Source organism: Pseudoalteromonas sp. SR45-6, assembly GCF_014163545.1.
Classification (GTDB): domain Bacteria; phylum Pseudomonadota; class Gammaproteobacteria; order Enterobacterales; family Alteromonadaceae; genus Pseudoalteromonas; species Pseudoalteromonas rhizosphaerae.
In genome coordinates this window covers 67,025-91,527 of sequence record NZ_JACJDM010000011.1, presented here as the reverse complement: position 1 = coordinate 91,527, position 24,503 = coordinate 67,025, and the positions used below count along the sequence as shown (strand labels likewise).

Sequence of the window (24,503 nt, the reverse complement as noted above, 5' to 3'; positions counted from 1 at the left end):
TCTTCTGCTTTACGTTTTTCAGCAGCAGCTTTAGCAGCAAGTTCAGCTTGTTCTTTTTGCTTTTCAGCCTGCTGCGCTTTTTCACGTTCTTTTTGCTCTATTTCACGCGCTTTTTTAGCTTGAGCTTGGGCTTGTGCGGTCTCTTTCTCTTTCGCGCGACGCTCTTGCTCTAACTTTTTGATCCGGCGGTCTTCAGATTCACGCTGTTTACGTGCATCAGATGCTCGACGCTCTAAATCACGAATGCGCTTATCTTCAGCACGTTTTTTATCATCTTCTTTGCGTTTCAACTCAGCAATTTTTTGTTCAACCATTTTCTGGTCAACAGTCACCGCTGAAACAGCATTTTCAGCATCAGGCATAGCCTTGTTCAAGGTAACTTCCATTACTGTAGGCGGTGAAGTATGAAAACTCGCGGTTCCAATCAAAACGCCAACTATAGCGAGGTGCAATAGCACTGATTTTAATACTGAAGGACCCATATTAGCTTTTATTCCCTTCAAACGATTCAGTCATTAATCCAACTGAAGGTACACCGGCATTTTTTAAGAAATCCATCAATAATAGTACTTCTTGATACGATACTTTACCTGAGCCTTTGATCATCACTGGGGTTTCTGGGTTTTTCATCAGTTGCAACTTGATAACAGCGGCAACATCTAATGCTTCCATCGGTTCTTCTGGATCAGTACCGATACTGACATAGTACTTACCTTGTGCATCAATTGAAGCAATGATCGGTGGCGTATCTTTAGTATCAACTAAATCTGATTCTTCCATTTTTGGCAAATCAACTTTAACGCCATGAGTGATCAAAGGCGCAGTGGCCATAAAAATAATCAGTAGCACCAGCATTACATCAATGTAAGGAACTACGTTTATCTCTGCAACAGGACGACGCTTCTTACGCTGATACATTCGCTTTTGCCTCTATTTGGGTAGCTGCTTGACGGTGTAAAATATTTGCAAACTCTTCCATAAAGTTAATGTAGTTAGATTCTAGCTTTTCAACTCTATTAGCAAAACGGTTGTATGCAATAACCGCTGGAATAGCAGCGAATAAACCCATAGCTGTTGCAATAAGCGCTTCAGCTATACCTGGGGCAACCATTTGTAAGGTTGCTTGCTTAACTTCGCCTAACGCGATAAAAGCATTCATAATGCCCCATACAGTACCAAACAAACCAATGTAAGGGCTGATAGACCCCACTGTTGCTAAAAACGATAAACTTGATTCTAATTTTTCGATTTCGCGAGATAACGCAACTCGCATTGAACGATGCGTCCCTTCCATTACAATGCTAGCACTTTGAAAAGAGTTTTTCTTATGGCGAGCAAACTCTTTAAAGCCTGCTATAAATAATGCTTCAACACCAGTTGAGCTACCGCTACGCGATGAGATCTCATTGTAGAGTTTACTTAAATCAATGCCTGACCAAAATTTTTGCTCAAATCGCTTAGTATTGGATAATGCATCCGAAATTGCTTTTTTACGCTGAAAAATAATTGCCCATGACATCACTGACATAGCTAATAATGCCAGCATAACTAATTGCACAAGAAAACTTGCTTCTAGAATTAAATCTAAAAAATTAAGCCCTGAACCCACATTAAACTCCTAATAAGATTTCTTGTATAAATAACATTTCATTATACGCTAGGTATATGACCGAAAAAATGGCCAAAAGTTGCAACTAGTGTATCTATTCAGCTCAGTACTGACAACGCTATTGCTGTGAATTAGCAACAAAAAACGTTGAAGAGCAGGCTGACTCCAGTTTTATAGCCTTGTTCGGCAATCTTGACGCAACAATTTAAGATTGTACTGCCGAGGTAAATACATGCTGGGGTGCTTATTTATAAACAAAAACTGTGTAAAACACCCTCTTTATTCACTCTTAATGAATAAACAAGCATAATTGACTATAAGCATAGTCATTGCAACAGTTTAACTAATCTATAAAAAAATCATTCAAACAAATAAAACATTACAAATTCAATAGATTAATATACGACCGTGAATTTTATGAACAAAAATAAAGCGCTCATAAAAATCTTGCTATTAGTTTTTTTTATCTGAAAATTAAATTTTTCTAGTTTGAACAAAAACCAACTATTGCGTATTATTCTCCCATACCGAGCTAGCGCAGCAATGAATACTTCATTCAGCCCAGTTCTTTGCAATATGATTCTGATTTTTCGTATTGCTATGCTTAAAGTCTTCTTGATAAAACTTGATGAATTTAAGCAGTGTTACTTAGATTACTTCCTTCAACTTGTTGTTTGCCCGCATTTTATGCGGGCTTTTTTTTGCCTGCAAATCACGCACAGCACTACCTCGCTATGGCGCATACAATATCGTTTACAAACTTAACAGTATGTGAATTGCATTAGCCCAAATAACTAAATAATCTAAACTTTAAGTAATATGCTAATCACGCGATTAACTTAAACACAGCAAAATAGACATTTGAATAGTGGCTAAAAGAACAGTATAGAAGATGTATGAGGTGGGTTTGCAGCCATACGCACGCATACAGCTACAATAAATGTACTTTATTCTTGTTTGGGTAATAAGCCAAAGTGATGATAGGCGTTATCAGACACAATACGCCCTCTTGGCGTACGTTGGATAAATCCTTGCTGGATGAGGTAAGGCTCGATCACATCTTCAATGGTTTCTTTTTCTTCACCGATGGCGGCGGCTAAGTTGTCTAACCCTACCGGCCCCCCCATAAACTTTTCAATGATCGCGAGTAAATATTTACGGTCCATATAATCAAAGCCGCTTTTATCGACATCAATCATATTAAGTGCCAGCTCTGCCACTTCGGCATTTACAGTACCGTCTGATTTAACTTGCGTGTAATCTCGTACCCGGCGCAATAATCGATTGGCGATACGTGGCGTACCACGAGAGCGTTTAGCAATTTCAATGGCACCTTCATCACACATGGCTAAATTTAAATAATGAGCAGAGCGCCCCACTATAGTCGATAAATCTGCCACCGAATAAAACTCTAAACGTTGCACAATACCAAAACGGTCTCTAAGTGGTGAGGTTAACGAGCCTGCGCGAGTGGTTGCGCCAATTAAGGTAAAAGCGGGTAAATCGAGCTTAATGGAACGAGCTGCAGGCCCTTCACCAATCATTAAATCGAGTTGATAATCTTCCATTGCAGGATAGAGTATTTCTTCAACTTGCGGGCTTAGCCTATGTATTTCATCAATAAAAAGTACATCGCCTTCTTCTAAATTGGTCAGTAGTGCGGCTAAATCACCGGCTTTTTCAAGCACTGGGCCCGAGGTTGTTTTAATACTGACATTCAGCTCATTCGCAACAATGTTTGCTAGTGTGGTTTTACCCAAACCCGGCGGACCAAATATTAATAAATGATCAAGCGCTTCACCCCGACTCCGTGCAGCTTCTATAAATATTTCCATTTGCTGTTTAACATGGGGCTGACCAGTATAATCGGCTAATAGTTTTGGTCTAATCGCGCGATCGACTACATCTTCATTACTTTGTTCAGTCGCATCTATTAAACGATCCGCTTCAATCATGGTTTACTCACAACATTGATTTTAGAGATTCTTTGATCAGAACCTCTGTAGACATACCAGGCTTGGCCACTGATTTTACTGTTTTTTGTGCTTGCGCCAATTTATAACCTAATGACACTAACGCAGAGATTGCATCATCTGCCGCATTATTAGCAATAAGTGCGTCAGAGGCGGGCTCTATAACTGCATTATCACTAAATGGCGTGAATAAGTCATTACCCCAATCTTTTAATCGGTCTTTCATTTCAAGTACCAGGCGCTCTGCGGTTTTTTTACCTACACCTGGCAGTTTCACTAAACTGGTGGCATCTTCGTTATTCACACAGCTAACAAATTGCTTAGCCGACATCCCTGAAAGTATTGCTAATCCGAGCTTTGGCCCAACGCCATTGGCTTTTAATAGCTCTCTAAATAATGCTCGCTCTATTTTATTATTAAAGCCAAATAATAACTGGGCGTCTTCTCTTACTACAAAATGAGTATACACAATGGCATTTTCGCCAATGTTTGGTAAATCATAAAAACACGTCATCGGCATGTTAACTTCGTAACCAACACCGCTTACTTCAAGCAAAATTTCTGGCGGTTGTTTTTCTACTAAGATGCCATTTAAGCGACCTATCATGTTATTTCCTTAATCGTCCTCTAACGGTTTTACTGGCACTGCCCGCTAGTTTTATTAAATTTTGATCGGAATGAGCATGGCATATCGCAATGGCTAATGCATCAGCTGCATCCGCTTGCGGTGTGCCTGGCAATTTTAAAATATTTTTAACCATATGCTGCACTTGCGATTTATCGGCACCACCGTGCCCTACCACCGCTTGTTTAATTTGCCGCGCCGAGTATTCAAACACCGGTAACTCAGCCATTGCCGCACCAACAATTGCAGCCCCTCTGGCTTGGCCTAATTTAAGAGCTGAATCAGGATTATGCGCCATAAATACTTTTTCAATGGCAAAATGATCGGGAGAGAATTGTTCGATTAGTTGACTGATCCCCTGATAAATCATTTTTAATCGAATAGGAAACTCGTGGTCGGCCAGTTTTATACAACCGCTGCCTAAATAAGTAAATTTAGCACCTTGATGGGCAATCACCCCATAACCGGTTAATCGTGAGCCAGGATCAATCCCTAAAATAATAGCCAATACTTGCCCAATCAGTGTAAATAGTTAAGTACGCTAATAATGCCAGAGCACTGTATAAATTACCAGTGCATTATTGGCATAAAAAAGCCCGTAAAAACGGGCTTGTTTAATTGCTAACCTTTTAGGCTAAAGAGCGTAGTAACCCTTGGGTATTTTTACGCATGGTTCTAGCTATCATAAAGTAGCCTAGTGATGCCACAAACACACCCCCCACTAATGGCCCTATTAACCAAATGTGCGGGTGTAACTTACCTGCTAAATCAAACATCTCACGTTGCACTATAAATAAAGCCACATCACTAACCAGTGCAGCGACAAAACCAGCAGCGCTGCCCAGCAATAAAAACTCATATAAAGTGGCATTTTTTATTAGCCGCCCTTTGGCGCCTAAGGTACGCAATATGACAATTTCCTGCATCCGTTCACCAAGGCTTGCTTGCACTTGCGAAATTAAAACCAAGCCACCACACATCACCACTATCGCCAGTACAAATCCAATTGCTAATGACACTTGCGAAATAGTAGAGCGTATTTGTTTGACAAAGCTGTCAACGTCGATGGCGTTGATTGTCGGGTAGGCACGTAGTAGCTCACTAAAATCGCGTTTTTGATCGGCTTCGATACGCACCGATGAAATATACGTCGCAGGAAAATCAGCCAATACATCAGGGCTTAATATAATAAAGAAATTAGGCTTCAAAGTAGCCCAATTAACTTTACGAACACTGGTGATTTTGGCATCAAATGACTGGGCGCCAATCAAAAATGTTAGCGTATCACCCAGTTTCACATCTAAGCGTTCTAGCATAGATTCTTCGATCGATGCTTCAGCGGTGGCATTGTCGCCAAACCACTGCCCGTCTATGATCTCATTTTGCACAGGGACTTGCTCTAACCATGTAAGGTTTAGCTCTCGGCCAATACCTGCGCGTGCTTCTTCGTCTTTCTTCTCGTTATCTTGTAATGAGACTTCGCGAGCAACTAATTCACCATTAACAGCGTTTACGCGACCACGAATAGTCGGATAGAACTCAGATACTTGAATATTTTTTTGCTCTAAAAAGCTTGTTACGTCTGGCAATTCAGTTTCGGTTATATTTACTAAAAAAGCATTCGGCGCGTCGCTTGGAAGTTGCGATTGCCAATCTGCGATCATATCGTTTTTCAGCACCACTAAAAATAACAATAGCTTTATTGCCAACGAAAAACTGATCAACTGTACCGCATTAGCATTGGCACGTTTTTGCAACGAAGCAATCGCTAATGACCAACTATTCCCCGGGCGCAATCCTAGTTTACGTCCGCTGCCAAAAATTAACCGAGATAATACAAACAGTATTGCAATCAAAATTAAAGTAGAGACAAACAAAATAGCGGTAATTTTAAGGTTATTACTAAACAACCACATTAATAAAAAGACTGTTAAGCCCGACATCGCTAAATGCACTTTACTTACTAGTAGCTTATCGCCTAAGTTACGGCGTAATACCCTAAGCGGTGGAATATCAAATAAATCTAATAATGGCTTGATTGAAAACATCACGGCACAGATAACGCCAGTACTAATCGCCACAAACCACGGTTTTATACCCGCTGCAGGAAGAGTATTGTTCATTGATTTAGCTAAATAACTAGTGGCTATCTCTTGTAAACCATAGCCAATGGCTAAGCCAAGTATGACCGACAAAGCACACACCAGTGATAAATGCAGTAAGTAAATTTTGCGAATTGTCGATCGGCTACCACCTAAGGTTTTCATCATCGCAACTGGGTCATATTGGCGTTCGCAATAACGCTTTGCAGACACGGCAATCGCCACCGCCGCTAAAATAATGCCCAATAATCCCGCTAATAATAAAAAGCTTTCAGCGCGGTTTAAGCTATTTGCAATCGGCGATTGTCTGTCTTTAACACCATACCATTGCTGATTTTCTTTCATTTGTGGTTTTAACCAGCTATAAAAGTCAGTAAGGCTACTCTCATCCCCTGCATACAACTGGCGGTAAAAAACACGGCTGCCCGGCTGGATCACTTCAGTTTTGTCTACATCTTGGTTATTTAACAACACACGACGACTACTTGAAAAAATATTAAATGGCGCATCTGGCTCTTCCACCAATACTTTTTCAATATTAAATTGCGCAGCGCCTAGCTCAACCGTATCACCTACTTTTACATTTAGTGCATAAAATACCGATTCACTAAACCACACATTACCAACAGTTGGCCCTTGCGTGGCCACTTCAACATCACCGGTTAAACTGCTTTTAACTTTTAGTTCGCCCTTAAGTGGATAATGCTCCGACACCGCCTTTACTGAGCTTAATTGCATTTCGTCATTAGCAAACAACATAGTATCAAAGTAAGTGAGCTGTGCGGTTTGTAAGTTGTATTCGCTTGCTGTTGTTAAATATTCACCCGGTAATTCATGGTTGCTTGCCAGTACGCGATCAGCGGCAATAAAGGCACTGCTTTTTTGTGCGATGCTTTGCCCTATGCGATCAGTCACCATAGAAAGCGTTAAAACCGTCAATACCGCCAACGCTATGGCCGCACAAATCACCGTGAGTTCACCACGGCGAAATTCACGGCTAAATAATTTTAATGCTAATTTAACCCACATTCGCCACAGCCTCATTGGTATTTTTAACTAATTGACCCGCTTCAATTTGTAACACATGCTGACACTTTGCTGCTAACGCCTCATCATGTGTGACTAAAATCAACGTCGTACCATGAAGCTGATTAAGCTCGAATAACAGTGACTCAATTAACTTACCATTTTTGCTATCAAGATTTGCTGATGGCTCATCGGCGAATAAAATCTTTGGTGTGCCAATAAATGCGCGAGCAATCGCTACACGCTGCTGCTCACCACCAGACAATTGCGACGGATAATGCTCAATTCGATGACTTAAACCTACTTTTTCCAGTAGATCGAGTGCTTGTTGCTTGGCATTTTTTTCACCAGCGAGCTCTGCCGGTAACATCACATTCTCTAGTGCTGTTAAACTCTGTACCAACATAAATGATTGAAATACAAAACCGACTTTTGCAGCTCTTAATGCCGCACGCGCTTCTTCATCAAGTTCATGCAGTGGCTCACCATCTAAATAGATTGATCCCTGAGTCGATTGGTCAAGTCCTGCGAGCAAACTTAATAAAGTTGATTTACCTGAACCTGAGGTACCAACTACAGCAACTGAGTCTCCAGACTTGACATTAAAGGTGATGTCACTGAGGATGGGCAAATCCCCTTCAAGGGTATTAACCGTTTTAGAAAGACCTTTAACCTGAATGATATTTAATTGAGATAGCGCTGACATATGATGTATTCAATCCTACGTTTTATTTTCGTTTTACTATTAGTAATCAAACCACTTAGTGCGGCAGCTGACAACACAATTTTAATTTTAGGTGATAGTTTAAGCGCCGCCTACGGCTTAAAACAAGAGCAAGGCTGGGTTAAACTGTTACAAGATAAGTACGACAACGAGCAAGCGCCGATCCAACTTATCAATGCCAGTATCAGTGGCGAAACCACCGGTGGCGCACTGCGTCGTTTAGACGCCCTACTTAATGAGTTTCAACCGAGCCATGTACTTATAGAGCTTGGTGGTAACGACGGCCTGCGTGGCTTTCCAATTAAACGCCTAAAAGAAAACCTAGCTAGTTTAGTGAGCAAGAGCAAACAAGCTGATGCCAAAGTAGCGATTATGGAAGTACACATCCCGCCTAACTATGGGCCACGTTATACCGGATTATTTACCGCTAGTTTTGCTGAGGTTGCTGGTGCCACAAACAGCCATTTAATGCCATTTTTTATCTTGAATGTCGCTGCTGATAATAGCCTGATGCAAAACGACAACATACACCCTAACAAAACTGCTCAACCTATACTACGAGATGTGATGTATAAATCGATCAATGAGTGGATAAATAACTAAACATCCTCATAAAATGATTTATTTCACTCAGTACGTGCAATAAATGTTCAAACAAACAAAAGCTTATTGATTTTTGAAAAAATATACGTACTATTGCTTGCAACGTCGGTATGTAGCGCAGCTTGGTAGCGCACTGTCATGGGGTGGCAGGGGTCGAGAGTTCGAATCTCTCCATACCGACCATTTAATTCAACAACTTAACCTCATTTATATATAAGTTGTTTTCTTTAAAAACCTTTCGTGTAGCCAATCTGTAGCCACTCTACTCATTTTATAGCTGGGAAATAAAGCTTACTTCATTTAGCTGTTCGTGCGTACTGGTTGCGAAACTCCCGTTTTACGATGTCTGAAAATACCCTAAATAAACTTGGCTAGTTTCGTATATTGATCTAAGCTATTGCGTAAGCCCCACACACCAGAAAGCCGTTTCTTTGTAGATACCTAAATAAGCTTTTCCGAGTCCAATTGTTCCCCCAGCTTGTCTTAATACCTTTATTATTAAGGTGATTTACTAAAGCATAATAACTAGGATTTTTGTATCGGCTAGATTGATTGAGCAATTCCACCAGCGCTTTAAAAATTAGTTTATCGTTTTCTATTCGATGTGAATTTTGCATAACTCCCCTTTATTAAGTCATATTATACCCTTTTATATGCTAATGTTTGCTTGGCAGAGTTAAAGCATGTTTGTATAGCTATCAGCATATGCTTGAAGTTCAATTCTACAATCAAGCTACTTTTTACAATTAAAGTTTCTAAGGAGAGATATGTTTTTTTCTAAAAGTGATAAATCAACACCATCAAATACTAAGCCTGACTGGAGCTTAAAAGATAAAGAGCTAATAAATAATATAACTGGTAACACATATAATACATCAGACTTAGCATACGCATTAAAGAAAGACGGGCATAATGCTATTGCAGCCATTTGGTATAAAGGCCGATTTTTATGCAACTTAACAACGCTCTACAGTCAATCTGGTATTTATAAAAATCATGGTGTGAAAGAATGCGATGCTTTCATAGAAGGCTTCGACGATACAAACCTAGCTGACCTAAACAGCAATGAAATAGAAATATCTTTGCCTTACCTTAAATTCATGAACAAAGAATTTGGATTAGCGGGAATCAGAACCCAGCAAAACCAAAACCATTACGATGTGCTCTATTATGGTAAATACTTAACACAAATTTCTGAGTCTGTAGCTAACACAATAGAGAAAGCTAAAGATATCCACCTAACCAGAAAATATGGTGTTAATGGCAGTAAAGCCAAACAAGACTATGATAAACAGAAAATAGAACACGCTATTGCAAGTAAACTAAACAAAGTTGAAGCAAAAGACGTACTACTGACAACCGAAACAGCTCTAAACTTAAATATTACAAAACGTATTGATGTTATTACTGCCGAATGCGCTTATGGCATGAACATTTTTAAAGATATTTTTGCAAGTTTTAGTGATACTTTTGGAGGTCGCAGTAACAGCATACAAAACACGCTTAGAGATGCCCGTCAAACAGCACTAACTGAACTCAGGAAAGAGGCTATCTCTGTTGGTGCTAATGCCGTAATAGGTATTGATCTAGACTACAGTGAGATATCAGGCGGTGGTAAATCAGGTATGTTATTTATCGTTGCTTCGGGCACAGCTGTAATTATCGAGAATTAAATATATTATATGTGCTCTATACTGCCCGAAAAGCCATATCAAAATTCTATTCAAAGAAGTTAAAATACCTCTTTAATATATTGTTATTAAAACACTTTTATTTTCTATAGGTGCTTTCGCAAAGCCTATATATCTTGAATGCGAAATTATAAAACTAGACAGCCACTCTAATTGAACAAACAATGCTGTTCCACCACACTTACTTTTTAGATTAAGAGTTAATCTTTTACTACAAGGTTACTTTCATTTTTTCTATTTAATAAGTTATTAATCCGCTTAAACCTAAATTGCGCGCACGAAAATGACTGCACAATTGCAGTTTTAACTTTTTACTGAGGGCTTTTAACTTAACTTCTATATTTGCACAAGCTGACCTTTGTGCTGAACAAATTTTAACTAGATTAAATATTCTAAAGCATGTATTTTGTTTGCCAGGATAAAGTATAGGGACATTAAAATGAATAAAAAATTAATATTATTGGCTTTATTTCTTGGGGTAACACTAACCGCGTGCGGCGGTTCAGGTAGTTCAACTAAGCCACAAGTAGAAAATAATAATCTCAGTGATAGCGATAGCGATACATCTACCGATAGTTCAACCGGCTCAGGTGCCATTACTGCTAAAATCAATCCGATCCAATCGGTATACACCGGTTCAACGGTCAGATTAGTAGGAACAAGTAGCATTGTTCCTGCCATTTCAAGCGTGGATTGGTCAATTATTGAAAAGCCTGATAATAGCTCTGCAAAAATAGCAAATAATAGCAGCCTAATGAGCGAGTTTGTTGCCGATATAGCTGGTACATATCAAATTCAGCTAATCATTAAGTCAGGTTCAACAGAGTCTATTGCTACAGCGTCAGTGAGCATTTCAGATAAACCGATTGAGCCAAAAAATCATGCCCCAACAGCTGTTATTACTCCTTTTGAGGAAAAAGCGGGTAAAAATAAGCAAGTAACACTAAGTGGAAAAAATAGCTCAGATGCTGATGGCGATAATATTTATTATAAGTGGCAAGTTACCAGTGCTAACAATGCATTAGACTTCTTTCTCACCAACCCTGAAGGACAAAGTGCTAGTTTTGAAGGAAGAGACTATGGCATATTCACGATCAGCTTAACGGTACATGATGGTAAAGCCTATTCAGAAACGGTAACTAAACAGATAGAAGTATATGATGATAGACCAGAGCTCATAGCATCATTTGACGCACCTGAAACCGCTGAAGTGAACGAGTTTATTAACCTTGATGCAAAAGACAGCATGCAATACAATTTTGCGACTCCTATGTTTAGCTTCGACAGTATTCCTGCTACCAGCAAGGTAACATTAGCCTATACTATGTCGTATATCTCCTTCTTTATTCCAGATGTTGCCGGTGAATACAAGGTTCGTTTTACACTCAAAGATAGAAATAGTGACCGTACGGAATCAGTCGTAAAAACAATAACGGTCTCAAAGGAACAGAGCGATGCTGGTAAAACAGCAATTTCATTTAGTACCAACCGAAATGCACCACCAGCACTTAACGTCTTGCCAAGCCCATTGCTTAATACCTTTGTCCAATCAGAGCAATTATTCTACGCTGAAGTACAAGATCCTGAGGGCGCGCAAGTAGAGTTGAGCTGGAAGTGGCTAAATAGGCCAGCGAATAGCCAAGCAGATATTATTGCTGAAACAGGTAGCCGCGCTAGAGTTCGTTTTGATGTTGCTGGCTTTTACATTTTACAAGTCGCCGCCTCTGACGGAGAAAACACCACGAACAGGTTTGTCGCAATCAAAGTAGAAGATCCCGATAACTCCGCGCCGACCATTATCGATGTTGAGATGTTCGGGAATAAAATCAAAGGCAGTAATTTAACACTCAAAGCACACGCCTATGACAAAGAAACAGATCCCATTACCTACACATGGCTCGTATTATTGCCAAATGGCAGGGTTGCATCTATTGGTAACGAAACAAGTGATACAGCAATATTGCCTTTAGTTTCCTCAGGTAACTATCAAGTGCTTGTTTATGCAAAAGATGATATAGCTCCTTATTCGAGTCATAAACGCATTACATTTATCGTTGAGTAACAACTGATGCGGCACGCTTAGCTCGTGCCGCTCACTGTCTTTCTTAGCTCTATCATCAACTCCTTTACCCTGTGAATAAACGAGTCAACACTCACCATAAGCCGATTCCTCTAAAAGATATGCTTGAGTTATGCCCAACTCAGCTAGTTTTGTCTCCGCTTCTTGGCAACTAAACTCCTACTAAAATAGATAGCCATTTTAGAGCTTGGCAGTAGCCTGTGAGCTCGATGGATTTAAGCTCAAGTTACGTTTATTGATAACTAAAATTACGCAGTCCATTTTAAAGCTAACTAATTAAGCCTATTTGACTAATTACTTAACCATTGCAACTTGGATCAATTGCAAATATATTAACAAAACTACTAAGTAGAAGGATTTACTGATGCCAGGTGCCTTTGCACACATTACTGCGGCTAACTTAGCTACTGAGAATAACGCCCTGATTGGAATGAATATTCCTACCAAAGCAAAGCTGATCTTAAGTCAAAATCAAAAATACCTTGAGTTAGGCTGTGTATCGCCTGACTACCCTTATTTAGCTGTGGGTAATTCAGAGCAAAATAAATGGGCTGATTTAATGCATTATCACAATACCGGTGATGTAATTAAAGAAGCAGTAAAGTATTGCAAAAATCTAGAGGGATCAGCGCAAGAGAAATGCTTTGCTTGGCTGTGTGGTTATATGTCGCATGTTGCAGCTGATATCACCATTCATCCGGTGGTCGAGCTTAAAGTGGGCCCGTATGAGCAAAACCAAACTGACCACCGCACTTGTGAAATGAATCAAGACGCTTACATTTGGCCAAGGTTAAACTTGGGTGAAATTGGCCTTGCTGATCGCTTTCGGCTTAATATCGGCTCATGTAGCAGCCAAAATAACTGCCTTGATGAAGATATTAAACAACTGTGGCAGCATGTTTTATCGCATATCCACCCAGATTACACACAATCAGCAGCTCCTGACTTTGATGCGTGGCATTCAGGCTTTCAACTGGTTGTTGATCATGCTGAAGAAGGATATCGACTCTTCCCATGGGCAAGGCATGTTGCGGCAAACAATGGGTTACTCTACCCTCGCCAAGATGAGATTGATTACACTTACATTGAGCAGCTTAATACTCCAAATGGCCCAATGCACTACGACGACATTTTTAATTTAGCGGTTGAAAATATACAGTATTTTATATCGATTATTGCTAATGCTATTTTTAATGATGGAGAGTGCTGGCAAATTTGTAATTGGAATTTAGACAACGGTAAAGACGAAAATGGCAACTTAACCGCGTGGAATATTTAAAATGAAATACTTAACTCTAATCTTAGTAATTGTTTTATCTGTGGGCTGCTCTAGCCTAGCTAATGCACATGATCCAGAAAAGATGGCTGATCTTGCATCACAACTAAAAGATATTTCAGCCGCGGTTGATGGCACATTAAAGTTCAGCACCAAAACCTATACTGATCCGCAAGCATTACTAATGGCTGCTATCAACAGCAATAAAAACAAACTCACCCCTTTTGAGGACTATCAGTTAAAAGTTTTCATTCAAGATAAAAATGCCATTTTATTACTGTGTGAGGATGACATTTTACTTATTGAAGATGCTGGCTGTACTGCGCCATCCGATATCCAGCATTGGCAATCAACTGACACTCAAGCCTGTAAAGTTACTATCAACGCCAGCAAAATTTGTAAGCGTTAAAAAATTGCGATTTATTCTTTTTTATAAAGTTTAATTAGGCCAACTTATTTTTTAAATACAATGTTTACCTTCATTAATAAAAGGAATTTCAATGAATAACAAAATAACCAAGGTACTTATATTTTGTATCGCCCCCCTAATATGTGTATTTAACCTACACGCAGAGCCTTTGCTTTCCCCCTATCCAAGTGCCAAGCTGGAGAACTCCGTTATTTTAGCGGGTGAAGAAACTCGCCTTGTTACAAAGTTTGTTGCTACAGCTGAAAAGTCTCAACAATTTGAGTATAAAAAATTCATTGGTGATACAGGCCATTACGCTTATACGATAAAAAATGTTGCTTCGTTAAAGGTAACAAAAAATTATGAAAGTGCGTTAAGTGATGCTGGTTTTAAAGTGGTTTATACATGTTCTTTAAGTGATTGTTATTCAGGAGATAAACGTGAACAAAGAAAATTATTAGCTGAAAAGTCTAGCTACTTTAACCCTAGTAATCAATTCCAACAACCTCACTATATTTTCGCCACAAAAGGGGATGAGTCCCTCGATGCTGCTATTTCGTTATTTGTTGGTCAGTATAAAAATACGACGCGAGTATTATTAACTACAGTGGATATAAAAGACATTGAATCAGGACTTGTCACTGCCAATTTTGACGCATTTACCAAACACAATAATAAACAGATAACCAAGGCACCACGTAAAGATAAAGGGGGCTCGGCAGACCATCCATTAATAAGTCGCTACCCAGGCAGTTATATTGAAGATTACAAACAGGTTGATTATGAAGAATTCAGCATTCCTGTTGGTATTGTTGATACAAAAACAAAGACACTGCCAATGCTAGACGTTACCGGAGACTTAACCCAAATTACTTATGTCGTAAACAGGGTGTCAACGCTAAAAATTTATCATAATTATCTAAGTGCTTTAGTAAAAGCAGGGTTTGAAACGGTATTCTCTTGTCAAAAAGATTCATGCAGTGGTAATACCAGAGATAGGTTAATCCGTGAGGATTTACAAAAGTTAGGGGATAAACTCGCTGTAAAACAAGCTTATAATTACTGGCGCCAACCTCGATACCAAGTTATGAAAAGTACTGTTGAGGGCCAAACTACCTATGTAGCTTTTTTCATCGGTAACTATGACGGCGATTCTCGTATTCAGCTTGTAGTGATGCGGAGCGAGCCATTATTAACTGGGTTAATAGAGACAAATAGCGATAAAGTGTTAGAGCAACTTAAGCAAAAAGGTAAAGCCTCAATCTATGGGGTGTTATTTGACTACGATAAAGCGGTCATAAAGCCTGAATCTAAACAATCATTGGATGTCATTGCGCAAGTTTTAGAAAAAAATAAGGCATTGAGTTTGTATGTGGTTGGTCACACAGATGATAAAGGCTCTGCAGAATATAATTTAGACCTTTCTAAACGTCGGGCTGATGCGGTCGTTAAAGCTTTAATTGCTGACTATGGTATCGCTAAAACAAGGTTAATACCTCAAGGTGTTGGCCCCTATGCTCCCGCAGCCACTAACAAAAACGAATTAGGTCGAGAGCTGAATCGACGTGTTGAGTTAGTCGAAAGGTTATCTGATTCAAAATAATTACGTATCGCGAAAAATGCATATTAACGCCATTGCCTTAATATGCATTTTTATCACCAATTAGGTACGAAGTTCTATTGCAAAGTGGTCACTAGGCTCGCATTGTAAACTAAGCCTTTATCTATAGTGGCTTTAAAACTGCAAAACGCGCCATTCACTAAACATAAATTGGGTGCAACATGTCCGATATCAGCGTCGATGATAACTGGGAATAAACAATTACCTAACGCAAGCTCAAGGGCTTGGTAATAATCAATGTCTTGCTCTGGAGAGCTAAGCAAAGCACTACGCCCCAGAATAATACCGTTAATATCAGCAAACACACCATTTAACCGCAACGCCATTAAAGTACGGGCCACTGCTGTAGGTGAAAGCTCTGCATTTTCTAAATAAAGTAGTAAACCTTCTGGCGCATATGTTTGCTTAAAGTTATGCAGATCAAGATATGGAGAAGCCAGTAACACGTTAAGTGAGTCTAAACAGCCACCAAATAACCGCCCCGTCAGCTCTACTTGCCTTGAGTCTTGATAGTTTAGGCAGCGCCATTGACTCGGCTGAGTATAATCAAATAATGCATCTGGCTCTTTTGCGTAATCAATCACTTTAGTCTGATAATACTTGGCAGGCACCTGTTCGAAATAGCCATTTTTCTCAAGCGCCAGAACATCAAAAACTTGCAAGCAGTAATTGTCTTTCTCGTTAGGATGTAATTGCATTAGATTTGCAGCATGAAGTGTTACCCAACCACATCGCACTGTAAGCATACAGGCAAACGTGCTCACATCTGAAAAACCTACTAACCACTTTGGCTTGGCAGACTTAACCGCATTAAAATCAATATACTGAAGTACTTCCATGGCAAGCTCACCACCCCACGGCGGCATAATTGCGGCAATGCTGTCATCTAGTAAGAACGCCATTAGCTCATCAGCGCGTTGTTTTGCTGGGCTACTTTGTTGTCTTAAGCATTTACCCTCGACTACTAGGTAGCCACGGCGTGTTAAGCCAGAAAGTACGCGTTCCAGGCGTGGGTGAAAGATACTCTCAACACCGGATGAAAATGCGCAAATGGCAATTTTATCGCCGTTTTTTAATGCGTCAGGAAAAGTAATTGCTGTCATCAACATCTGCAAATTATCAATACGTTAGCTTAACGTACCCAATTTATTAAGAAATGTCGAGATTGTTTATGGCATAAAAAAACCGATGCAAGCATCGGTTTTTAAAAACGTGAAAATGAGTAAAGTAATTAAATGTACTCAACCTCAATGATTTCGTATTCCACGTCGCCTTTCGGGGTTTTAATGATCACAGCATCATCTGCTTGTTTACCAATTAAACCACGGGCAATCGGTGAATTAACCGAAATACGGTTATCTTTAATACTTGCTTCATCATCACCAACAATTTGGTATTTAACTTCAGCATCAGTCTCAACATTAACGATTGTTACTGTGGTACCAAAAATAACTTTACCCGTATTTGGTAGTTTAGTCACATCAATGATTTGTACATTTGAAAGCTTAGCTTCAATTTCTTGAATACGGCCTTCGCAAAAACCCTGTTGCTCACGCGCTGCGTGATATTCAGCGTTTTCTTTTAAGTCACCATGTTCACGTGCAACTGCAATATCAGATACAATTTTTGGACGGGTAACTGTTTTTAATTCGTTAAGTTCTTTGCGCATTAAATCTGCGCCACGAACTGTCATCGGAATTGTTTGCATACTTTTCTCACTTAATCCCAAGGCCGATAAACGGCCTTGGCACATTTCCTTAGTTCAATCGCAGGTGTAGTTCTTGAACTGACGTCACTTTGCTGCGGTCGTCTGCTTGGTTAGCAGTACAGTTAGCAAATGCCGCATTCAAGGTCGTTGTATAGTTAGTTTTGTGTTGCAATGCACCACGACGTAACACCTTCGAATCTTCGATCGCTTGGCGACCTTCGGTAGTATTAACGATATAGCTATACTCGCCATTTTTGATTCTATCAAGAATGTGCGGGCGACCTTCAAATACTTTGTTTACACGACGTACTGCAATACCAGCATCTTCAAGTGCAGCGGCTGTGCCACCTGTTGCATCTAGTTCAAAACCTAGGTCTGTCATGGTTTTAGCTAGTTCAACAATACGTGGCTTATCGCTATTACGCACAGATAGTAACGCGCGGCCACCGCGTGGTAAAGTGTTGCTTGCACCTAATTGTGCTTTTGCAAAGGCTTCGGCGAATGTATCACCGACACCCATTACTTCACCAGTAGAGCGCATTTCAGGGCCACGGATAGGATCCACACCTTGGAACTTAGCAAATGGCAATACCACTTCTTTTACGCTGTAGTAAGGTGGTATCACTTCTTTAGTAATGCCTTGGCTTGCTAAAGATTGACCCGCCATACAACGTGCCGCTACTTTTGCAAGTGCCACACCGGTCGCTTTTGATACGAACGGTACCGTACGCGCTGCACGTGGGTTTACTTCGATTAAGTACACTTTGCCATCTTTAACAGCAAACTGTGTATTCATCAAACCAACCACGCCAAGCTCCAGTGCCATATCAGTTACTTGCTTGCGCATTACGTCTTGCACTTCTTGTGATAACGAATGGGCTGGTAATGAACAGGCTGAGTCACCTGAGTGAACACCCGCTTGTTCAATGTGTTCCATGATGCCGCCGATGATCACTTGCTCGCCGTCGCAAATTGCGTCAACGTCAACTTCAATCGCATTATCTAAGAAACGGTCAAGTAGTACTGGTGCTTCATTTGATGCAGATACGGCTTCGGTCATGTAACGACGTAAGTCTTGCTCGTCATACACAATTTCCATTGCGCGACCACCTAGTACATACGAAGGACGTACAACCAGTGGGAAACCAATTTCAGCTGATTTTAAAATCGCTTCTTCAGTTGAAGTCACAGTGGCATTTTCAGGCTGAAGCAGGTTTAAACGCTCAACAAGTTGTTGGAAACGCTCACGGTCTTCTGCACGGTCAATCGCATCTGGTGAAGTACCAATTACTGGCACGCCGTTAGCTTCAAGTTCACGGGCAAGTTTAAGTGGTGTTTGACCACCGTATTGCACGATTACACCAACAGGCTTTTCTACACGTACGATTTCAAGTACGTCTTCAAGGGTAATTGGTTCAAAGTATAAACGGTCTGACGTATCGTAGTCGGTAGAAACCGTTTCAGGGTTACAGTTAACCATGATAGTTTCGTAACCGTCTTCACGTAGTGCAAGGGCTGCGTGAACACAACAGTAATCAAATTCAATACCTTGACCGATACGGTTAGGACCGCCACCAATAACCATGATTTTATCACGATCAGATGGGTTAGCTTCACACTCTTCATCGTACGTTGAGTACATGTATGCAGTATCAGAGCTAAATTCTGCAGCGCACGTATCAACGCGCTTGTATACTGGCACGATGTTTAATAAATGACGCTTTTTACGAATTTCAGCTTCAGACACACCGGCAATTTCAGCGATACGAGGATCAGCAAAACCTTTACGTTTTAACTTACGAAGGAAATCAGCGCTTAAGCCAGCCATGCCCACTTCGGCAATTTTAGCTTCGTCTTTTAAGATATCTTCAATCTGTACTAAGTACCAACGGTCAACTTTGGTTAACTGAAACACTTCTTCAACGCTCATGCCGTGACGCATTGCATCAGCAATATACCAAATACGCTCAGCGCCTGGCTCACGTAATTCACGGATGATTTTCTCTTTCGCTTTCGGATCGTCAAGTGCCACGATTGGGTTGAAACCCGTTGCGCCAACTTCCAGACCACGTAATGCTTTTTGTAACGACTCTTGTTGGTTACGACCAATCGCCATTACTTCGCCTACAGATTTCATTTGCGTGGTTAAACGGTCGTTTGCACCAGCAAATTTTTCAAAGTTAAAGCGAGGAATTTTTGTTACTACATAGTCGATTGATGGCTCGAACGACGCAGGTGTTTTACCACCGGTGATGTCGTTTTGTAGTTCATCAAGTGTGTAGCCTACCGCTAACTTAGCCGCGATTTTAGCAATCGGGAAACCGGTTGCTTTTGAAGCAAGTGCTGATGAACGTGATACACGTGGGTTCATCTCGATAATAACCATACGGCCGTCATCAGGATTAACACCAAACTGTACGTTTGAGCCACCTGTTTCAACACCAATTTCACGCAGTACTGCCATAGAGGCATTACGCATTAATTGGTATTCTTTGTCAGTTAATGTTTGCGCAGGAGCAACGGTGATTGAATCGCCAGTATGAACACCCATTGGGTCAAAGTTTTCAATTGCACAAACGATAATGCAGTTGTCGTTTTTGTCACGCACAACTTCCATTTCGTACTCTTTCCAACCGATCAATGATTCATCAATCAATAGCTCGCTGGTTGGAGAAAGGTCTAAACCGCGTTCACAAATTTCTTCAAACTCTTCTAAGTTATACGCCACACCGCCGCCGGTGCCGCCCATAGTGAAAGAAGGTCGAATAATACACGGTAAACCAATGCGTTTGATGATGTCTTTTGCTTCATCCATTGAATGAGCAATTTCAGCACGCGGGCATTCTAAACCGATATTTCTCATTGCGATATCGAAACGTTCGCGGTTTTCTGCTTTATCGATTGCATCAGCTGTTGCGCCAATTAGCTCAACACCATGCTTTGCCAATACACCGTGCTTGTCTAGTTCTAGCGCACAGTTCAATGCGGTTTGACCACCCATTGTAGGTAGTACTGCATCTGGCTTTTCTTTTTCAATGATTTTTTCTACCACTTCCCAATGAATTGGCTCGATGTAGGTCGCATCAGCCATATCAGGATCGGTCATAATTGTTGCAGGGTTTGAGTTAACTAAAATAACTCGATAGCCTTCTTCTCTAAGTGCTTTACACGCTTGAGCACCAGAGTAGTCAAATTCACAGGCTTGGCCGATTACAATCGGGCCTGCGCCTAGGATAAGAATGCTTTTTATGTCGGTACGTTTTGGCATTGTTACTCCGGTTTAATTAGTTGTTACGCGCTTGCATCAAATCGATGAAGTGGTCAAATAATGGGGCTGCATCGTGTGGACCTGGGCTTGCTTCAGGGTGACCTTGGAAGCTAAAAGCAGGTTTGTCGGTGCGGTGAATACCTTGCAACGTTCCGTCAAATAACGATTTATGCGTAGCACGAAGGTTATCTGGTAACGTTGTTTCATCGGCAGCAAAACCATGGTTTTGCGCAGTGATCATTACTACGTTACGGTCTAAATCTTTCACTGGGTGGTTACCACCGTGATGACCAAACTTCATTTTCACTGTTTTTGCACCCGAGGCAAGGGCTAACAATTGGTGACCTAAACAGATACCAAAAATAGGAATTTCAGTTTCTAAAAAGGCTTTAATTGCTTCAATGGCGTAAGTACACGGTTCAGGATCGCCCGGGCCATTCGATAAAAAGATACCATCTGGGTTAAGTGCTAACACGTCAGCTGCCGAGGTTTGTGCAGGTACAACGGTTAATTTACAACCACGGTCTACAAGCATACGGAGAATATTACGCTTCACACCGAAATCATAAGCAACAACGTGAAACTTTTCATCGGCTGCGTTTAGAGTTTTGAACCCTGCGCCTAATGTCCAGCTTGATTCACGCCACTCGAAATTTTCCTTGGTTGATACTACTTTCGCTAAATCCATACCTTTTAAGCCTGGGAAGGCTTGCGCAGCTGCGAGCGCTTGGTTTTCATCTAATTCGTCACCTGCAATAATACAACCGTTTTGAGCGCCTTTATCGCGCAAAATACGGGTAAGCTTACGGGTGTCGATGTCTGCAATACCTAAGATATTACGTTCTTTTAAGTAATCATCTAACGATTGCTCGTTACGGAAATTACTTGCTAGCAGTGGCAAATCACGGATCACTAGGCCTTTAGCCCAAATGTGACTCGCTTCTTCGTCTTCGCTGTTAGTACCCGTATTACCTATGTGTGGGTACGTCAAAGTTACGATTTGTTCCGCGTATGAAGGGTCAGTCAGAATTTCCTGATAACCAGTCATTGATGTATTGAATACTACTTCACCGACAGACATGCCGTCAGCGCCGATTGCAGTACCGCGAAACACTGTGCCGTCTTCTAGAACTAACAGAGCGGATTTAGTCAAGTTAACCTCCTAACAGTAAAAAACGGGAGTAAAGTCATTTGCTTTACTACCCGTTTATAGCGATTGGAAACACGCAATTATGAATTTTTGGCAAATTAGCGCTATTTTATAGTAATTTGCCTTTTAGGTCTAACCCTATTTCAATAATCAGTAAAAATAAGCCCTATAAGCCAAAAAAGCCACCAAACACCCAAAAAAGTAACTAAACTACTTCAAGTCGAGGACATCTTGCATGTCATAAAGTCCTGCAGGCTTATTTTTCAACCAGCCCGCAGCTCTTACTGCGCCTAATGCAAAGGTCATTCGAGAACTTGCTTTATGAGTTAATTCAAGCCTTTCGCCAGAAGTTGCGAAATATGCGGTATGTTCACCAACTATATCTCCGCCTCGGAGCACCGAATAACCAATTTCATTTTGCGATTTTTCTGTTTCTACTCGGCTGCGATCAAATACCGCAACCTCATCATGCACCCACCCTTTTGCATCGGCAATTGCTTCACCAATGGCAAGTGCAGTGCCTGATGGCGCATCTATTTTATGGCGATGATGCGCTTCAAAAATTTCGATATCTAAATCATCACCGAATTTAGTGGCGGCGGTTTGCACTAAATTCAACAGTAAATTTACGCCTACGCTGTAATTTCGCGCAAACACAATTGGAATCTGCTTGGCAGCCGTTTGTAACGCCAGCATATCGTCGTCATTTAAACCGGTGGTGCCAATCACCATCGGGATATTTTGTGCAACGGCTGTTTTTAAATGCTCACGCATACCCGCTGGGAGCGTAAAATCAATCAGTACGTCGGTATTGTCAACGTTGCGTTCATCACTAAAATTAATTGTCGCAGGTGCTGCGCTATTTAATTGATTAACGGCAATATTTAATAAGGGAGAACTGCTGCGTACATAGGCTGCACTAAGCTCGGTATGATTATTTTTGTGAGCGGCTTCAATTAATGCCAACCCCATTCTTCCGTTTGCGCCAAATACGCCTATTCGATTCATATTAATAACCTATGCATTTTTTGAGTTGGCTAGATTTTATCTAAAACTCGTGTAATAGTCAGGTAAGCCTTTTAAAAAATAATAATAACAGATACCCATAGACTTTAGCCATCTATACATTTAAACTTCTTTCTTTGCGCCGATTTGGTCTTTGGCTTGCGGGCGCTGTTGAGGTACTTATCATTGTGGTAGGTATGACAACTAAATTCAGCTAAAAGAGGGATGTTTTGGCTGTGTTAGTTGTGCAAGAAGTTATCTAACGAGGAATATGATGCAGCCATCATTTAATAAAACAACAGCAAAACTATCTTTGCTCCCCCTATTAACCTTTGTGGCCTTATTTTTAGGTGCGGGTTTATACCTGCAATCACAAGGGGTCGATTACGCTTTTTATCAGCTCCCTGCCCCTGTTGCTATTTTACCGGCGATTATGCTGGCGTTTATGTTAAATAAAAACACCATTAACCACAGTGTAGAAACCTTTATAAAAGGTGCCGGTCACAACAACATCATTACCATGTGCTTAATTTATTTACTTGCTGGGGCATTTTCTGCCGTCGCAGGTGCAACAGGCGGCGTGGATGCGGTTGTTAACGCCGGTTTATCACTTATTCCACCAGCATTACTTTTACCGGGCTTATTTTTAATTGCAGCGGTAGTATCTACGGCCATGGGTACTTCAATGGGCACTATCGGGGCGATTGGCCCGATTGCGTATGCGGTCTCTATTAAAACCAGTATTGATCCAGCATTAATGGCCGGTACGATTGTGTCAGGTGCGATGTTTGGCGATAACTTATCAATTATTTCTGATACCACCATTGCTGCAACGCGTACCCAAGGCTGTGAGATGAAAGATAAATTCCGTGAGAATTTAAAAATCGCATTGCCAGCAGCTATCCTCACTATTGGTTTATTATTCTTTTTAACTCCTGCGGCTCAAGCAGTAGAAACTAAAGATTACGATATTCTATTAGTACTACCTTATGCATTTATTTTAGTACTAGCGGTGATGGGCTTTAATGTATTTGTGGTGCTGTTCAGCGGTATTATATTTGCGGCACTGATGGGCTTTACTGGCAGTTATGAAGGTGCCAGCTTTGTAAAAGACATTTATAAGGGCTTTACTGATATGCAAGAAATATTCTTGCTGTCGATGTTTATTGGTGGCTTATCAGAGTTTATTCGTATTAACGGTGGCCTTGATTATATCGCGCAAAAGATTCAAGCCATTACTAAAGTCATTGCAAAATGGCACCGAAAAGTGGCAGATCAACTTGGTATTGCCGCGTTAGTTATGACCAGCAACGTATGTATAGCGAATAATACCGTGTCGATTATTGTTGCCGGTCCTATCGCCAAAAAACTTGCCGATGATGGTGAGATCAGCGGTAAGCGTTCAGCAAGCTTACTGGATATTTTCGCCTGTGTTACGCAAGGCTCTCTCCCTTATGGTGCACAAGCGTTACTACTTGGCGCAACATTTAAAATTAGCCCATGGCAAGTATCAACCTCATCTTACTACTGCTTTATATTGGCATTTACTGCTATAGCTGTAATTTGTCTACGCCGAAATAAGGCATAAATACTTAAGCAGATGTGCTCACGTTTGGGCGTATCTGCTATACTT

20 protein-coding genes and 1 tRNA gene are annotated in these 24,503 nt (G+C 40.7%); 8 read left to right on the top strand and 13 right to left on the bottom strand.

Annotation, left to right across the window (positions count from 1 at the left end; translation table 11 throughout):
- The 8 genes from tolA to H5158_RS07650 all read right to left on the bottom strand — a co-directional run.
- A partial coding sequence (tolA, locus tag H5158_RS07685; RefSeq protein ID WP_182739774.1) for a cell envelope integrity protein TolA occupies positions 1 to 482 on the bottom strand: 482 nt, incomplete at its 3' end.
- A gap of 1 nt (position 483) precedes the next feature.
- Positions 484 to 918 (bottom strand): protein TolR, encoded by a 435-nt coding sequence (gene tolR, locus H5158_RS07680; RefSeq protein ID WP_149982327.1) that lies wholly within the window; start codon positions 916 to 918, stop codon positions 484 to 486.
- Entirely contained in the window at positions 905 to 1,609 is a 705-nt protein-coding gene (gene tolQ, locus H5158_RS07675) for a protein TolQ (RefSeq protein ID WP_149982328.1), read from the bottom strand. Before tolQ ends, tolR begins: the two co-directional genes overlap by 14 nt.
- 947 nt (positions 1,610 to 2,556) lie before the next feature.
- On the bottom strand, positions 2,557 to 3,564 hold the full coding sequence (ruvB, locus tag H5158_RS07670; protein ID WP_145233092.1) for a Holliday junction branch migration DNA helicase RuvB: 1,008 nt from the start codon (positions 3,562 to 3,564) through the stop codon (positions 2,557 to 2,559).
- Between the two features lie 7 nt (positions 3,565 to 3,571).
- Entirely contained in the window at positions 3,572 to 4,189 is a 618-nt protein-coding gene (gene ruvA / locus H5158_RS07665) for a Holliday junction branch migration protein RuvA (protein WP_145233091.1), read from the bottom strand.
- A 1-nt stretch (position 4,190) separates the two neighbouring features.
- Positions 4,191 to 4,715 (bottom strand): crossover junction endodeoxyribonuclease RuvC, encoded by a 525-nt coding sequence (ruvC, locus tag H5158_RS07660; protein ID WP_145233090.1) that lies wholly within the window; start codon positions 4,713 to 4,715, stop codon positions 4,191 to 4,193.
- Between the two features lie 121 nt (positions 4,716 to 4,836).
- The gene (locus tag H5158_RS07655; RefSeq protein WP_182739773.1) at positions 4,837 to 7,338 is read right to left on the bottom strand and encodes an ABC transporter permease; all 2,502 of its coding nucleotides are present in this window, start codon (positions 7,336 to 7,338) and stop codon (positions 4,837 to 4,839) included.
- Complete coding sequence (locus tag H5158_RS07650) at positions 7,328 to 8,041, bottom strand: ABC transporter ATP-binding protein (protein ID WP_145233088.1); 714 nt, start codon at positions 8,039 to 8,041, stop codon at positions 7,328 to 7,330. The genes H5158_RS07655 and H5158_RS07650 overlap by 11 nt, the downstream gene beginning before the upstream one ends.
- On the opposite strand from H5158_RS07650, the gene H5158_RS07645 reads away from it, so the two are divergent.
- From H5158_RS07645 to H5158_RS07615, 7 genes are all read left to right on the top strand, one after another.
- On the top strand, positions 8,042 to 8,662 hold the full coding sequence (locus tag H5158_RS07645; protein ID WP_182739772.1) for an arylesterase: 621 nt from the start codon (positions 8,042 to 8,044) through the stop codon (positions 8,660 to 8,662).
- Positions 8,663 to 8,768: 106 nt separating this feature from the next.
- Positions 8,769 to 8,845, top strand: a tRNA-Pro gene (locus tag H5158_RS07640).
- A 584-nt stretch (positions 8,846 to 9,429) separates the two neighbouring features.
- Positions 9,430 to 10,335 (top strand): YbjQ family protein, encoded by a 906-nt coding sequence (locus H5158_RS23315; protein ID WP_259399428.1) that lies wholly within the window; start codon positions 9,430 to 9,432, stop codon positions 10,333 to 10,335.
- A 457-nt stretch (positions 10,336 to 10,792) separates the two neighbouring features.
- Positions 10,793 to 12,415 carry a PKD domain-containing protein gene (locus H5158_RS07630; protein WP_182717369.1) on the top strand — a complete coding sequence of 541 codons (1,623 nt, stop codon included), beginning with the start codon at positions 10,793 to 10,795 and terminating at the stop codon, positions 12,413 to 12,415.
- A gap of 382 nt (positions 12,416 to 12,797) precedes the next feature.
- Positions 12,798 to 13,712 (top strand): zinc dependent phospholipase C family protein, encoded by a 915-nt coding sequence (locus H5158_RS07625; protein WP_182717368.1) that lies wholly within the window; start codon positions 12,798 to 12,800, stop codon positions 13,710 to 13,712.
- Between the two features lies 1 nt (position 13,713).
- Positions 13,714 to 14,118 carry a hypothetical protein gene (locus H5158_RS07620; protein WP_149982333.1) on the top strand — a complete coding sequence of 135 codons (405 nt, stop codon included), beginning with the start codon at positions 13,714 to 13,716 and terminating at the stop codon, positions 14,116 to 14,118.
- A gap of 91 nt (positions 14,119 to 14,209) precedes the next feature.
- Positions 14,210 to 15,721 (top strand): OmpA family protein, encoded by a 1,512-nt coding sequence (locus H5158_RS07615; RefSeq protein WP_182739771.1) that lies wholly within the window; start codon positions 14,210 to 14,212, stop codon positions 15,719 to 15,721.
- 74 nt (positions 15,722 to 15,795) lie between these two features.
- On the opposite strand, the gene H5158_RS07610 is transcribed toward H5158_RS07615, so the two are convergent.
- The 5 genes from H5158_RS07610 to dapB form a co-directional block, all read right to left on the bottom strand.
- Positions 15,796 to 16,842: a S66 peptidase family protein gene (locus tag H5158_RS07610; RefSeq protein WP_182717366.1), complete on the bottom strand. Its 1,047-nt coding sequence runs from the start codon at positions 16,840 to 16,842 to the stop codon at positions 15,796 to 15,798.
- A 128-nt stretch (positions 16,843 to 16,970) separates the two neighbouring features.
- Entirely contained in the window at positions 16,971 to 17,447 is a 477-nt protein-coding gene (gene greA, locus H5158_RS07605; RefSeq protein WP_145233085.1) for a transcription elongation factor GreA, read from the bottom strand.
- A gap of 49 nt (positions 17,448 to 17,496) precedes the next feature.
- Positions 17,497 to 20,715: a carbamoyl-phosphate synthase large subunit gene (gene carB / locus H5158_RS07600; RefSeq protein WP_149982336.1), complete on the bottom strand. Its 3,219-nt coding sequence runs from the start codon at positions 20,713 to 20,715 to the stop codon at positions 17,497 to 17,499.
- Positions 20,716 to 20,731: 16 nt separating this feature from the next.
- Positions 20,732 to 21,868 carry a glutamine-hydrolyzing carbamoyl-phosphate synthase small subunit gene (gene carA / locus H5158_RS07595; RefSeq protein WP_145233083.1) on the bottom strand — a complete coding sequence of 379 codons (1,137 nt, stop codon included), beginning with the start codon at positions 21,866 to 21,868 and terminating at the stop codon, positions 20,732 to 20,734.
- A 207-nt stretch (positions 21,869 to 22,075) separates the two neighbouring features.
- Positions 22,076 to 22,873: a 4-hydroxy-tetrahydrodipicolinate reductase gene (gene dapB, locus H5158_RS07590; protein ID WP_145233082.1), complete on the bottom strand. Its 798-nt coding sequence runs from the start codon at positions 22,871 to 22,873 to the stop codon at positions 22,076 to 22,078.
- Between the two features lie 271 nt (positions 22,874 to 23,144).
- Between dapB and H5158_RS07585 the strand changes: the two genes are divergently transcribed.
- Positions 23,145 to 24,458 carry a Na+/H+ antiporter NhaC family protein gene (locus H5158_RS07585; protein WP_182739778.1) on the top strand — a complete coding sequence of 438 codons (1,314 nt, stop codon included), beginning with the start codon at positions 23,145 to 23,147 and terminating at the stop codon, positions 24,456 to 24,458.
- The last annotated feature ends 45 nt before the right edge of the window (positions 24,459 to 24,503 follow it).

Excerpts from the sequence above, each read along its gene's own strand:
- H5158_RS07615 (WP_182739771.1), top strand. The coding sequence starts at position 14,210 with ATGAATAACAAAATAACCAAGGTACTTATATTTTGTATCGCCCCCCTA.
- tolR (WP_149982327.1), bottom strand. The coding sequence starts at position 918 with ATGTATCAGCGTAAGAAGCGTCGTCCTGTTGCAGAGATAAACGTAGTT.
- H5158_RS07650 (WP_145233088.1), bottom strand. The coding sequence starts at position 8,041 with ATGTCAGCGCTATCTCAATTAAATATCATTCAGGTTAAAGGTCTTTCT.
- H5158_RS07655 (WP_182739773.1), bottom strand. The coding sequence starts at position 7,338 with ATGTGGGTTAAATTAGCATTAAAATTATTTAGCCGTGAATTTCGCCGT.
- ruvB (WP_145233092.1), bottom strand. The coding sequence starts at position 3,564 with ATGATTGAAGCGGATCGTTTAATAGATGCGACTGAACAAAGTAATGAA.
- H5158_RS23315 (WP_259399428.1), top strand. The coding sequence starts at position 9,430 with ATGTTTTTTTCTAAAAGTGATAAATCAACACCATCAAATACTAAGCCT.
- H5158_RS07620 (WP_149982333.1), top strand. The coding sequence starts at position 13,714 with ATGAAATACTTAACTCTAATCTTAGTAATTGTTTTATCTGTGGGCTGC.
- carB (WP_149982336.1), bottom strand. The coding sequence starts at position 20,715 with ATGCCAAAACGTACCGACATAAAAAGCATTCTTATCCTAGGCGCAGGC.
- H5158_RS07645 (WP_182739772.1), top strand. The coding sequence starts at position 8,042 with ATGATGTATTCAATCCTACGTTTTATTTTCGTTTTACTATTAGTAATC.
- H5158_RS07625 (WP_182717368.1), top strand. The coding sequence starts at position 12,798 with ATGCCAGGTGCCTTTGCACACATTACTGCGGCTAACTTAGCTACTGAG.
- greA (WP_145233085.1), bottom strand. The coding sequence starts at position 17,447 with ATGCAAACAATTCCGATGACAGTTCGTGGCGCAGATTTAATGCGCAAA.
- H5158_RS07630 (WP_182717369.1), top strand. The coding sequence starts at position 10,793 with ATGAATAAAAAATTAATATTATTGGCTTTATTTCTTGGGGTAACACTA.
- H5158_RS07610 (WP_182717366.1), bottom strand. The coding sequence starts at position 16,842 with ATGACAGCAATTACTTTTCCTGACGCATTAAAAAACGGCGATAAAATT.
- ruvA (WP_145233091.1), bottom strand. The coding sequence starts at position 4,189 with ATGATAGGTCGCTTAAATGGCATCTTAGTAGAAAAACAACCGCCAGAA.
- H5158_RS07585 (WP_182739778.1), top strand. The coding sequence starts at position 23,145 with ATGCAGCCATCATTTAATAAAACAACAGCAAAACTATCTTTGCTCCCC.
- dapB (WP_145233082.1), bottom strand. The coding sequence starts at position 22,873 with ATGAATCGAATAGGCGTATTTGGCGCAAACGGAAGAATGGGGTTGGCA.